At 43.7% G+C, this 11,646-nt stretch carries 12 protein-coding genes; 6 read left to right on the top strand and 6 right to left on the bottom strand.

Annotation, left to right across the window (positions count from 1 at the left end; translation table 11 throughout):
- Positions 1 to 148: 148 nt before the first annotated feature.
- Positions 149 to 1,918, top strand: a complete 1,770-nt coding sequence (locus tag P4S59_RS22320) for a choice-of-anchor I family protein (protein WP_337169080.1) — start codon at positions 149 to 151, stop codon at positions 1,916 to 1,918.
- A gap of 70 nt (positions 1,919 to 1,988) precedes the next feature.
- Here the strand turns inward: P4S59_RS22320 and P4S59_RS22325 are convergent, their stop codons facing one another.
- Complete coding sequence (locus P4S59_RS22325) at positions 1,989 to 2,327, bottom strand: 4a-hydroxytetrahydrobiopterin dehydratase (protein WP_005375563.1); 339 nt, start codon at positions 2,325 to 2,327, stop codon at positions 1,989 to 1,991.
- Positions 2,317 to 3,111, bottom strand: coding sequence for a phenylalanine 4-monooxygenase (gene phhA / locus P4S59_RS22330; protein ID WP_337169081.1), 795 nt, complete (start codon positions 3,109 to 3,111; stop codon positions 2,317 to 2,319). The genes P4S59_RS22325 and phhA overlap by 11 nt, the downstream gene beginning before the upstream one ends.
- A gap of 222 nt (positions 3,112 to 3,333) precedes the next feature.
- On the opposite strand from phhA, the gene P4S59_RS22335 reads away from it, so the two are divergent.
- On the top strand, positions 3,334 to 5,307 hold the full coding sequence (locus P4S59_RS22335; RefSeq protein ID WP_104972771.1) for an acetoacetate--CoA ligase: 1,974 nt from the start codon (positions 3,334 to 3,336) through the stop codon (positions 5,305 to 5,307).
- A 155-nt stretch (positions 5,308 to 5,462) separates the two neighbouring features.
- On the opposite strand, the gene P4S59_RS22340 is transcribed toward P4S59_RS22335, so the two are convergent.
- The gene (locus P4S59_RS22340) at positions 5,463 to 6,038 is read right to left on the bottom strand and encodes a class I SAM-dependent DNA methyltransferase (protein ID WP_006742039.1); all 576 of its coding nucleotides are present in this window, start codon (positions 6,036 to 6,038) and stop codon (positions 5,463 to 5,465) included.
- Positions 6,039 to 6,209: 171 nt separating this feature from the next.
- Between P4S59_RS22340 and P4S59_RS22345 the strand changes: the two genes are divergently transcribed.
- Both P4S59_RS22345 and P4S59_RS22350 read left to right on the top strand, forming a co-directional pair.
- Positions 6,210 to 7,088 (top strand): LysR family transcriptional regulator, encoded by an 879-nt coding sequence (locus P4S59_RS22345; RefSeq protein WP_006742040.1) that lies wholly within the window; start codon positions 6,210 to 6,212, stop codon positions 7,086 to 7,088.
- 176 nt (positions 7,089 to 7,264) lie between these two features.
- Positions 7,265 to 8,161, top strand: coding sequence for a cation diffusion facilitator family transporter (locus P4S59_RS22350; RefSeq protein ID WP_046873689.1), 897 nt, complete (start codon positions 7,265 to 7,267; stop codon positions 8,159 to 8,161).
- A 96-nt stretch (positions 8,162 to 8,257) separates the two neighbouring features.
- Here the strand turns inward: P4S59_RS22350 and P4S59_RS22355 are convergent, their stop codons facing one another.
- The 3 genes from P4S59_RS22355 to yddG form a co-directional block, all read right to left on the bottom strand.
- On the bottom strand, positions 8,258 to 8,587 hold the full coding sequence (locus P4S59_RS22355) for a hypothetical protein (protein ID WP_152813942.1): 330 nt from the start codon (positions 8,585 to 8,587) through the stop codon (positions 8,258 to 8,260).
- Positions 8,588 to 8,611: 24 nt separating this feature from the next.
- Positions 8,612 to 8,941: a hypothetical protein gene (locus tag P4S59_RS22360; protein ID WP_152813944.1), complete on the bottom strand. Its 330-nt coding sequence runs from the start codon at positions 8,939 to 8,941 to the stop codon at positions 8,612 to 8,614.
- Positions 8,942 to 9,719: 778 nt separating this feature from the next.
- Positions 9,720 to 10,622, bottom strand: a complete 903-nt coding sequence (gene yddG / locus P4S59_RS22365) for an aromatic amino acid DMT transporter YddG (protein WP_065646932.1) — start codon at positions 10,620 to 10,622, stop codon at positions 9,720 to 9,722.
- A 120-nt stretch (positions 10,623 to 10,742) separates the two neighbouring features.
- On the opposite strand from yddG, the gene P4S59_RS22370 reads away from it, so the two are divergent.
- The gene (locus P4S59_RS22370) at positions 10,743 to 10,892 is read left to right on the top strand and encodes a hypothetical protein (RefSeq protein ID WP_006742043.1); all 150 of its coding nucleotides are present in this window, start codon (positions 10,743 to 10,745) and stop codon (positions 10,890 to 10,892) included.
- 12 nt (positions 10,893 to 10,904) lie between these two features.
- Positions 10,905 to 11,555: an isoprenoid biosynthesis glyoxalase ElbB gene (gene elbB / locus P4S59_RS22375; protein ID WP_046873691.1), complete on the top strand. Its 651-nt coding sequence runs from the start codon at positions 10,905 to 10,907 to the stop codon at positions 11,553 to 11,555.
- Positions 11,556 to 11,646 lie beyond the last annotated feature (91 nt).

An 11,646-nucleotide genomic window follows, 5' to 3' on the forward strand; every position in this document is an offset into this window, starting at 1 on the left:
AGCCAATATAAGAGTCATCAATCATACATATATTCAGAGCCTTACCAAATCACACGTCATTCAGCGTTCCATCATTCCAATTGCGGAAATGGACAGAAGCATAAACCCCATGCTGATTGACAACGTATCGGATTGATAAGGAGATATCATGATCACCCCTTTAAAGGCAATCGGTGCACTCGCATTGTCATCACTTGCCATCGCGTGTTCATCACAACCCGAAGATACCGTGGCTTCATTCGCTACACAATGCAAACCTACCACTGCGCCCGTTGCTGGGGAAACTTCAATTCAAGGGTTAACGTTTATCGGGACATCCGTTGCTGATGCCCCATTCGACACATCGGCAGCTGAAATCGTCAGTTATGACGCCTGTACGGATAAGCTCTATGTGATCAATGCTGAAGCAAAACGTGTCGATGTACTTTCTATGGATGACAACGGCGTACCAACGCAAACCGCATTCATTGATCTCAACAGCGCTGGCGAAGCAGCTGGCGTTGAAATTGGCGCTGCAAACAGTGTCGCTGTATTCAATGGTTTGGTCGCGGTTGCGATTGAAAACAGTAATAAACAAGCGAATGGTATTGTTGGTTTGTACCGCTCCGACGATTTGTCATTAGTCACGACGTTCCCAACAGGCGCATTGCCAGACATGGTGGGCTTCTCGAAAGATGGCCGATACATCGCAACCGCTAATGAAGGCGAACCAAACAGCGATTACAGCGTCGATCCTGAAGGTAGCGCCACTTTGATCGATCTGAACCTTGGCGTTACTCAAGCAGAAGTGACACAAATTGGCTTTAATGAGTTTGATGGTTCACGAAAAGCAGAGCTCCCAATGAATGTGCGTATTTCGGGGCCAAACGCCACTATCGCTCAAGATCTAGAGCCTGAATACCTCACTTTTGCAGATAACGGTAAAATCTATGTCGCGCTACAAGAAAATAACGCCATGGCAATCGTCAATCCAGTGAGCAAATCGGTAGAAAAAATTGTTGGCTTAGGTGAGAAGTCTTGGTCGGACGCTAAACTCGATGCATCTAACAAAGACAAAATTATTGGAAACTTGAAAAGCTACCCACAACTGGTTGGCTTATTTATGCCTGACACCATCGACAGCTACTCAGTGAATGGGAGTACTTACATCGTATCCGCAAATGAAGGCGACGGCCGTGAGTACGGATTCAAAACCACTCAAGAACTGTGCGACAAAGCAGGCTTTATGTGGGATGAAGACGATTTCCTTGGAACAGATGAATATACTTCTGAGCAAGGAACCTGTTTAAGTCATGTTGACGAAGTGCGCGGTAAGAAGCTGAAAGTAGCAGCAGAGCACCCACTGGCAGAAGCACTAAAAGACAACAAACAACTCGCGCGTTTAAAAGTGATTAAGCCGGAAAAAACGCTTTCTGCACAAGGTAATGTTCAAGCATTTGGCACGCGTTCATTCTCGATTTGGGATGAAAACGGCAAGTTGGTCTTCGATAGTGGTGACGATTTCGCGACTATCGCGCTGCTGAATGAAGGTAAAAACTTCAACAGTACCAACGATAACAATCACAGTGGCGATGACCGAAGTGATGATAAAGGCATTGAGCCAGAGGCGATTGAAGTAGCACAAATTAACGGTCGCCATTACGTGTTCATCGGCTTAGAGCGCCAAGGCGGTATTATGATTTATGACATTACCAACCCGAAACAAGCGCAGTTCCTACATTACGTAAACCGTCGTGATTACAATCAGCCAGTGTGTACAGAAGTCGAAGATGGTGAATGCGCGAACGGCACATACAATCCAAAAGCAGGCGATTTAGGCCCAGAATCCATCAATTACTTTACCCGTAGTGGTGGTCATTTTATCGCTGTTGGCAATGAGGTATCGGGCACGACATCCGTCTTCCGAATCAATCTATAAAGTAATGTAAAAGTCATTTAGAACCAAAACGCCCGACGTAAGCCGGGCGTTTTTTGTATGAGGTAATGTCCTACTCTGCCGATGCTAGCGCGTCACATTTTGATGCGCAGATAAAATCGTTCTTATGCAGACCTTTGATCGAGTGACTCCACCAAGTTACGGTGACCTTACCCCACTCCAACAAAATAGAAGGATGGTGGAACTCATCTTCTGCCAGTTCCGCGATTTTGTTACTGAAAGCCCATGCTTGTTTGAAGTTCTTAAATTTATACACCTTTTCTAGTTGAGGTATGTCTTCTCTTTCAATGATCTGCCAATCAGACAATTGCAGCAGCAGAGATTGTTGTTCTTCTTTGCTTAGTGCAATGGCATCGATACTACAAGCTTCGCATTTTTGTTCATTCAACATGAGCAGGTTCCTTTGGTTCAAAAAGTGGAGGAAGCAGTCCAGCTTCAATCGCTAGATCGGCTTGTTTCAATAAATTTAACTGACTGATTTTAAAGAGCTGAGAAAAGTCATCAATCACGTAGTACATCGGTTGCATGATGTCGATACGATAAGGCGTTCTCAGCACAGTTTGTAATTCAAATGGGTCGCGAATTGCTACATCACTCTCTAATGCGTAGAGGGTTTCGCCAGGAGATGAGAGAATACCACCACCGTAAATTTTGGTTTTGTCCCCTTCTTTCACCAAGCCAAATTCTACGGTAAACCAGTAGAGACGAGCGAGATACGCTCTTTGTTTTGGTGTAGCGGCTTGCCCTAGTTGACCATAATGTTCGGTAAATGCAGCAAAATCTGGGTTGGTTAACATCGCACAATGACCAAATATTTCATGGAAGAAATCCGGCTCTTGCAAGTAATCGAACTCTTCTCTGGTACGCAAGAATGTGGCGACGGGAAAGCGCTTATTACCGAGCAGATTAAAAAAACGGTCGAAGTCAATAAGCGCAGGAACGGGCTCCACTTGCCAACCTGTTGTCTCCATCAGGACACGATTAATTTCTGGCAATTGAGGAACGCGGTCTTGAGGTAAATCAAGCAGCGTTAAACCGTGTAAATAAGCCTTACAAGCTCTGTTTTGGATCACACCCATTTGTCGTGTTACCAAATCTCGCCAAATGGCGTCTTCTTCACGGCTCCATTCAACCCTGCCTTCCTGGTTTACGGGTTTAGAACGATACTGAGTCATGGTACATCTCCATTAACAAATCCTTTACATTAAGCCTATCTTCAGTCTTAAGAGCTTCCAATCCCTACACGATTTTCTCAGTATCGACTCGATGTAACATATTGTTTACAACGCATCGTAACTGCATGATTTTTATGACACGATATAATATCTAGCTTGTTTGACTTTATCGTGTATTCCTCTCAAACTAAAATCTGTTACCACTTTGTTATAGAGGGACCTATGCGCGAGAGCAGCAAAGTATGGCAACCGAGCGAAAGTCGTATCGAAGAAGCCAACATCACACAGTTTATTGAACACATTAATCGACAAGGAAATACCATTGAAAACTTCGCCGATCTGCATCAATGGTCGCTCGATCATGTGGAAAAATTTTGGCAAGAAGTCTGGTTATTCTGCGACGTCATTGGTACTCAAGGAGAGACCGTAAAGGAGCAAGCAGAAAGTCGCTGGCAGCAACCCGTCGAAAATAGAGACATAAAATGGTTCCCAAACGCACAAATTAACTACGCAGAAAACTTGCTAACCTACGCGTGTCACCAACCCGATGATCTCGCGATTTGGTTTGAAAATGAACGTGAAGAAAAGCAAACCTACACATGGAAACAATTGTGTGAAGAAGTTTCGAGTGTCCAGCAATGGTTGAAAGAATGTGGAATCAAGCAAGGTGATGTCGTCGCTGGCTATTTGCCTCACTTACCTCAAACGGTGATAGCCATGTTAGCAACCACCAGTTTAGGGGCAACCTGGACTTCTACCTCACCTGATTTTGGCGTTGAAAGCGTTTTGGAGCGCTTTGGTCAAGTGAAACCTAAAATCCTGTTTACTTGTGATGGCTATACATTCAATGGCAAAACTTTCGATATGTCTGAGAAAAACCAGCATATTGCGGATCATCTTGATGGTCTTAAACAGGTTTGCCAAATTAGCTACCTGAAACCACACATTTTTGAATGCGACGTCTGCACTCAAGATTGGCAAAACGTCCTGAATCAATACACACCCGAAGCGCTGACTTTTACTCGTGTTAATTTTAACGATCCGCTATTTGTGCTCTATTCTTCAGGCACGACAGGCAAACCGAAATGCATCGTTCATTCCGTCGGTGGAACAGTGCTTAACCATTTAAAAGAGCACCAACTGCATTGCGACATTCAACCTAACGACAGAGTGTTTTATTACACGACCTGCGGTTGGATGATGTGGAACTGGCACGTTTCTTCACTCGCGAGCGGCGCATGTTTAGTAATTTTTGATGGTAGCCCTGTTTATCCCGCTCATAACGTGCTTTGGGACCTCGCTGAACAAGCCGAAGTGACGCTGTTTGGAACTTCGGCGAAATACCTAGAGGCATTGGAAAAAGTTTCTTTTTCTCCGCCGAAAAGTGATGCATTTCCAAGTCTGAAAACCATTTGTTCAACGGGCTCGGTTCTGTATCCAGAACAGTTTGATTATGTCTATCAGCACATTAAAGAAGATGTACACCTCGCCTCTATTTCAGGCGGGACAGACATTTGTGGCTGCTTTGTGTTAGGCAACCCTATTTCTCCCGTTTATCGAGGAGAGTGCCAATCAGCAGGGTTAGGGGTCGATGTCAGAGTCTTTAACCCGCAAGGTAATAGCGTAATCGGAGAGCGCGGTGAGTTGGTTTGTGCCAATTCATTGCCCAACTTTCCTGCTGGCTTTTGGAACGACACCGGGGAAAGATATCATCGTGCTTATTGGGATAAGTTCGACAATATTTGGCACCACGGCGACGATGTTGAACAGACCAGCGTTGGTGGATACGTGTTTTATGGTCGAAGTGATACCACGTTGAATCCCGGTGGCGTAAGAATCGGCACGGCCGAAATCTATCAGCAAGTGAACAGTATAGACGGTATTCTAGATTCCATCGCAGTAGGAAAAGAAGTCGATCGCAACGAACAAATATGGCTGTTTGTCCAATTAATGAAAGGGATAGAGCTCAACGACGAGATGATCGCCTCCATCAAAGCACAGCTAAAGTCTGCATGTTCTCCAAGGCATGTACCTAGTGCGATTTACGCAATAAGCGATATTCCTAAGACCCGTTCGGGAAAACTGGTTGAGTTAGCCGTTAAGCAAGTCGTTAACAACCGGAGCGTAGAAAATTTAGGTGCAATAGCCAATCCTGAAGTGTTGGAGGAGATACGCAGGATAGTCGCCCCAAAATAACTTCAGAACACTTGGTTGTTAGGGGACCACTTTGCTTACACACGCAGCGACAGGTTGAAGAACAAGTGAGATTAACTTGGGTACATACCCTCAACCGATAAGAAAAAAGCGAGCTAGGTAGCTCGCTTTTATCATGTGGTGTTCTTTATTCAGTCTTAACGGCGACCAAGCCCCATTAATACCGACATCGTTTTACCGTCAGATGTAATGTCAAAAACGTGTTGTGATTCCACTTCAGTAAAACCTGCATCTTTCAAAGCACGTTTAGACTTCGCAAGGGTAAAACCGTCTTGTTCAGATTCTGCAATCCAATCAAAATGAACAAAGTAACCGCCGTGGTTAAGTAAAGAATGCGAGATTTTTAATGACGCGTCTAAGTCTTCCACAAACGCTAAAACTGACGATGCAACTACTAGGTCAAACTGTCCACGAAACGCTGGATGCTGAGCGACCAAGCCGCGAGACAATGCATCTACGACAGGTTCTACATTGGCAAGCTCTTTTTTATCGAGTTCTTCAATCATGGCTTCCGATGCGTCTAATGCTACGATGTCTTTAACCATCGGTGACAATCGTTGACTTAACTGCCCTGTTCCGCATCCAAAATCTAGTACTTTAATGCCATCAAGCTGAGTTAGCTGTTGTAACTGCTCAAACACCGACTGCGCAAATTGCTCTGTTGCTGGATTTGATTCCCAGTTTTTTGCTAAGCCGTCCCAATCTTGTGCCATCGTGGCCTCCATGTTCACTTTTTGTAACCCACATAGATTACCGCAAAACCGTTAAAAGACCATAGACTTATCTGGCGGATTCGCGTTTTTTTCGATAATCTTTCACGGCTTTGGGAGCATATCTGCATAATACCCAAATTATTTGAATTCATTTATTGGTTGTGTCAAATCATGAACTTAACTCAAGTAGAAGCCTTCTGCACCATCGCTGAGTGTGGTTCTGTTTCTGAAGCAGCAAGGCAACTCGATTGTAATCGCACCAAACTCAGTATGTCGATTAAGGCTTTGGAGAAAGATCTCAACGTTGAGTTGTTTACCCGAACTGGCAACCAGCTCACCCTCTCTGAAGCTGGGAAAGCCATTTACAAAGATTGCGAACACCTACTTATCATCGCACAGCGGATAAGAAAAACCTGTGCTCAAATCTCTGAAGGTTTTAACGCGGAAGTTTGGGTAGCACGTGACGACTCCTTACCTGATGATCTCTGGCAAGAGCTTTCTCATACATTGAATAACCGCTTCCCTTCCACAACCTTCAACTTAATCCTGGCATCCAGTGGCGACTTGGCCAACTTAGTCAGTACCCACCAAGTGGATTTTGCCTTTGGTGTTGATTATGAGCGCGTCGACGATCCTCGTATCGTGTATAACCCGCTAGGCAAGATACGTATGATGTCAGTATGCAGTGCAGAACATCGCCTAAGTAAGATGCGCCGAGTCTCAGACGAAGATCTACGCAGTCAGATGCAAGCGTTGATGGTGTACCTAAATGAGAAAGACAACCCTGAACTGCAGCCTTTCTCGACTCGATATATTGGCTTTTCAAGTTTTGACTACATGCTTAACACCATCTTAGAAGAAGATGCTTGGGGTGTACTGCCAGAACCATTAATCCGCCATTACCTTCGCCAGCAAAAGCTCGCCGTTATCAAGCATACATACGGATTGACACAAGAAGACTACTGTATGTTTTCACCTAACGGTCAAACTGAGCACCCAGCAATGACATGGTTAGCGGATAAATTGAGCGAGTATTTATTTGACTTCTAAACATTTTATCAGTGAGCGCCAATTTTATTGGCACCAAGATCATACAGCAAGTCATTGTTTTATAAGAGTAAAAACAAAAACGCAACTTTTTAGATTAGAACCTGCTCACTTAGTGGTTGCCTAAATTACCTTATGCGAGAAGAATAGTAAGGTATTAAAATTTAAAGGCATCTTTTATGTGTGACAGGACAAGCAAAAACGAAAACCGTATTCTAACCATTTCAGCCCTTTTAGCATCTGGGTTCGCTGCTGGTGGTATGGTACTTGGCTTGCTTGTAGGATCAATTGTCATCGTTTTTGACGGTGTTTACTCTTTGGTCAGCTTACTGTTAACTTTATTGTCACTGGCCGCTTCCTACTATATTAACAAGCCCTCAAAATCTGTATTCCCATTTGGAAAAGCGGTCTTAGAGCCAATCGTTATTGCGATAAAAGCGGCTGTTATTTTAGTGGTTGTAAGCTTTTCTCTTTACTCTGCAATTTCAGCATTGATGTCCGGAGGCCGTGAGGTCGATGCTTCTATTGCCACTCTATTCGGCATCGTAAACGTCATCGGTTGTGGTTACGCTTGGTGGTTTATGGCTAAACGCAGCCGTCGCTTCTCATCAGGCTTGATTGAAGCAGAGAAAAAACAGTGGCAGATGGATACGCTATTAAGTGTGGCAGTGACGGTAGGATTTGTTGCAGCTTGGGCTGTATCACTAACGCCATTCGCTGAATATGCGGTTTATGCCGATCCTATGATGATGGTGCTAATGGGCTTCTACTTTCTGAAAGTTCCTTTTGATATGTTGGTTGGTGCACTACGTGAGCTACTAATGATGACACCAAGCAAAGAGCTATGTCAGGTCGTTGGCAATGATGTACTAGAGATAGAAAAAACATCTGACCACCAGCTAAAGTTAGCAGGTATCACTAAAGTGGGCCAAGAGCTTCGCATTAACATCGATTTGCACGTCGATGACGACACCATTGCATTGGATAAGTTGGAACAAACTCGCACTCAGTTAACGAAACGTCTGTCGAAGCACAGATTCAAACTGCAACTCCATTTAAACGTCGCAAACTGTTAGAACACGAAAGAAAAAACCCAAAAGCACCTAAATTGAATGTTTAGTCTTTACTAAAATGAAAAAACCGCCAATTACGACGGTTTTTTCATATCTGGATTAAACTATACCTTTGAAGTCTACTCGGCCAATTACGCGATTTACGTATTGGAAAATTTGGATTGGAGCCGAAACTTGTTCTAGGTGGATTGGAATGTTGGCAGCTCGATAACTTACATCATTCTTAAACCCATACTTTTCAACCAACTCGTTATCGATAAGCCGATGAATGAGAGCCGTTGCTGAGTGAGTATTTAACCCTATTTTCTTGGAAATATCATCTGCATTGAGCCCAAAGTGCTTACCCTCGTATATCCGGCCACGAACCAATTCGTGATATAGAGCGATCGTCGCGTTCTTCAAAGTCTTTGTGTCTAATAAGCCAAGCATATATAACCTTATCTAGTATTCGTATTAAGTTAGACCTTTGAAGTCTACTCGGGCAATTGCGCGCTTAACGTATTGGAAAATGCTGTTTGGAGAAGATGTTTCGTCTAAATAAATCGGGACATTAACAGCTCGATAGCAAACCACATCCAAAAAATCGTATTCTTCGACCAATCCGCTTGCGACAAGCCGATGAATGAGGCTGCGCGATGAGAACGTGTTGAGTCCTGTCTTTTCTGATATATCATCTGCGCTGAGTCCGTAATGCGTTCCCTCATGTATGCGTCCACGTACCAATTCTTGATATAGATTCGTCGCTATGTTCTTTAAAGCTTTTCTTTTGAAGAAGCCAAACATATCCACCTCTTGCGTTGTTGCATCAAAACTTTAAGGACTGCGATTGTCCACACAATTGCATATCCAATCCTTGCAGTTCGTCACTATTTGCAATTGGTTGCAATAGAAAATAATGACCTTCGGGAATAGCAATTTTAGTTGCGTTTTAAGGGGAGTAAGTCGGTATTATTTTTTGATAATCGGGATTCAATGAGGTGAAAAAACCTTGAACTGAATCACTGTTTTAAAAGCTGAAATTGTGAAAAATCCCGCTCCGTCAGTTGGCCGTTGTAGGAATGCCACCCGTCCGAAACAACGCTAACAATAATAAAAACTGACTCCCGCTTCTCGTAGGCAATACTGGCTGTATGAAACATTTTCAAAAAGTTTCACGGCATGAGCAAAAAAGATAGCGGGAGTTAGCACTCCACCAGCAAAACCCACTGATTTCATTAAAGTTGTAGAGCTAATCGAAAAGTTAGATCCAATTAAGTATGGGTTTGATAACCGTGGTAATAGTTAGCAATATTAAACCACCAGAGCGGTGGATTTTTTGTGCCTAATTTTTTGCTAACCTAACATCATAAATCAGTTACACCTCAGAACGGCCGGCGCGTTTTCAGTTGCAGATGCGACTGACCCTAAGACACCTATCTCACCTTGGTAACTGATGCTTACTTTAGGAAAATGGCTGGATGCCCGTCCGATAACAACATGAAGGTTCAATCAGTCCAGCCGGGAGGCATCTATCAAAGCCTTCAAGAGCAGTAAGAGCATTAATCACTCAGATAATTTTGGTTTAACCTGCAGCTTCACGCTTCTCCTTGGTGACAACCCAGCAAAGCAAAGAGCCCACCGTAACCATCACAACCCCCTGCCAAAAGCTCGGGCTCAACGTCACACCAAGAATAATGGAAGAAAATAGCGCAGAGAAAATGGGCGTAAAGTAAGAAAGTGTCGCGAGAAAGACCATGTTTCCGCCAACAATCGCGATGTTCCACAAACCATAACCACCAGCCATCAACGCCGCAGAAGCCAAAAGGTAGCCCATTGCTTCCCATGAAAAAGTCATCTCTGGCTCATCAGCAAACGCATATTTCACCCATAACGAAACAGCAGTAGCAATGAAAAACAACGTAATCGCGTTATGTTTGGATTGCTGCCTCTGGGTTAAATTACAATAAAAAGCCCATATAACTGCTCCTGCGAAAGCCATAAAGTAAACCAAAGGGTTACTACTGACATTGGACATAATCTGAGTAACGGATAAGCCATTTTCACCACTCACCGTCCACGCGACTCCGATAAACGCCAGCGCAACCGCTGGATAAAGCAGCCAGTTTGTTTTTTTGTTACTGCCTAAAACCGCAAACAAAACGGTGAGTGCTGGCCAAAGGTAATTGACAATCGACACCTCAATAGCCTGCGCACGCGAGTTGGAATATCCCAGAGATAAAGCGAGAAATATTTCATAACAAACGAACATCGCGCCACCAAGCACGAGATACTTTGGAGAAAAGTACGATAACTTCGGAATGCCAACTACGATAAGAAGGAAAATAGAACTGAGAGAGTACAACATGGCCGCCCCGCCCACGGGACCTAGGCTCTCGGTTACCAACCTGGCAATGCCAAGTAAACAACTCCAAGAGAGGATGGCAATACAACCATAAAGTGTGAAACGAAATTGCACTGATTTCATGTGACCTACCACTCACGAATGCCAAAGGAAACATCAGCTTAACTCAAAAATGATCAGGTTCAACGTACTGTTTTATAAAAATCAGTATAAAAATCACTCCATTACGCAGTTGGAGTCGATATGAAACATTTTCTGCCCTCGAGTGTTATGCTTACACCTTTTGTTGTGCGCTACTATGATGAAGAAGACGACGATAGCGAAATCGCCGAAACTGATTCGAGCACTCAACATCTAAAAGAAACAGAGCAACAAACGGAAACCTCAGACTAAAGGAATTCTCAAATGAAAAAAGTCGCAGTTATCTTCAGTGGTTCAGGTGTTTACGATGGCACAGAACTACATGAAGCCGTATTAGCACTCCATGCCATTGAAAAAGAAGGTGCATCATGGCATTGCTTTGCTCCTAACATCGATCAATTACACGTGATTAATCATCTAACTGGCGAAGAGATGGACGAAACACGAAATGTGTTGGTGGAATCTGCACGCCTTGCACGTGGCAATATTGATGATGTTGCAAGATTGAATCCAGATGAGTTTGATGCCCTACTCTTACCTGGCGGTTTTGGTGCCGCTAAAAATCTCACTGACTTCGCAGTATCAGGGGCTGAGTGCTCGATTAATACACACGTAGCTCAAGCATGTCGCGCATTCGCTCATGCGAAAAAGCCAGCAGGTTATCTGTGTATTTCACCTGTCATTATTCCGATGATTTATGATCAAGGCGTGAAAGGCACCGTAGGCAACGATGAAGCGATCTCGATAGCATTTAATCAAATGGGCGGTGAGCACATCACTTGCTCTGTCGAGGATATCGTTTTTGATGAAACACACCTCGTTCTATCAACCCCAGCTTATATGTTGGCAGAGAATATCTCTCAAGCGGCATCAGGTATCGAAAAGTTAGTATCAAAGCTGATTGATATTGCCTAATTATTGATAGATAACTTATAAACCTACCTCCCATCCCCATTGATAGTTAAGTTATTAATGGGGATTTTTTATACTTTAGTCTAATTTAGAG

The sequence above is a fragment of the Vibrio sp. M60_M70 genome (assembly GCF_037162085.1).
GTDB classification, from domain to species: domain Bacteria; phylum Pseudomonadota; class Gammaproteobacteria; order Enterobacterales; family Vibrionaceae; genus Vibrio; species Vibrio diabolicus.

Bases quoted from the DNA above. Each gene is read 5' to 3' on its own strand.
- P4S59_RS22320 (WP_337169080.1), top strand. From the start codon at position 149: ATGATCACCCCTTTAAAGGCAATCGGTGCACTCGCATTGTCATCACTT.
- P4S59_RS22325 (WP_005375563.1), bottom strand. From the start codon at position 2,327: ATGTTGAATGAACAAAAATGCGAAGCTTGTAGTATCGATGCCATTGCA.
- P4S59_RS22345 (WP_006742040.1), top strand. From the start codon at position 6,210: ATGAACTTAACTCAAGTAGAAGCCTTCTGCACCATCGCTGAGTGTGGT.
- elbB (WP_046873691.1), top strand. From the start codon at position 10,905: ATGAAAAAAGTCGCAGTTATCTTCAGTGGTTCAGGTGTTTACGATGGC.
- P4S59_RS22350 (WP_046873689.1), top strand. From the start codon at position 7,265: ATGTGTGACAGGACAAGCAAAAACGAAAACCGTATTCTAACCATTTCA.
- P4S59_RS22335 (WP_104972771.1), top strand. From the start codon at position 3,334: ATGCGCGAGAGCAGCAAAGTATGGCAACCGAGCGAAAGTCGTATCGAA.
- phhA (WP_337169081.1), bottom strand. From the start codon at position 3,111: ATGACTCAGTATCGTTCTAAACCCGTAAACCAGGAAGGCAGGGTTGAA.
- P4S59_RS22340 (WP_006742039.1), bottom strand. From the start codon at position 6,038: ATGGCACAAGATTGGGACGGCTTAGCAAAAAACTGGGAATCAAATCCA.
- P4S59_RS22370 (WP_006742043.1), top strand. From the start codon at position 10,743: ATGAAACATTTTCTGCCCTCGAGTGTTATGCTTACACCTTTTGTTGTG.
- P4S59_RS22355 (WP_152813942.1), bottom strand. From the start codon at position 8,587: ATGCTTGGCTTATTAGACACAAAGACTTTGAAGAACGCGACGATCGCT.
- yddG (WP_065646932.1), bottom strand. From the start codon at position 10,622: ATGAAATCAGTGCAATTTCGTTTCACACTTTATGGTTGTATTGCCATC.
- P4S59_RS22360 (WP_152813944.1), bottom strand. From the start codon at position 8,941: ATGTTTGGCTTCTTCAAAAGAAAAGCTTTAAAGAACATAGCGACGAAT.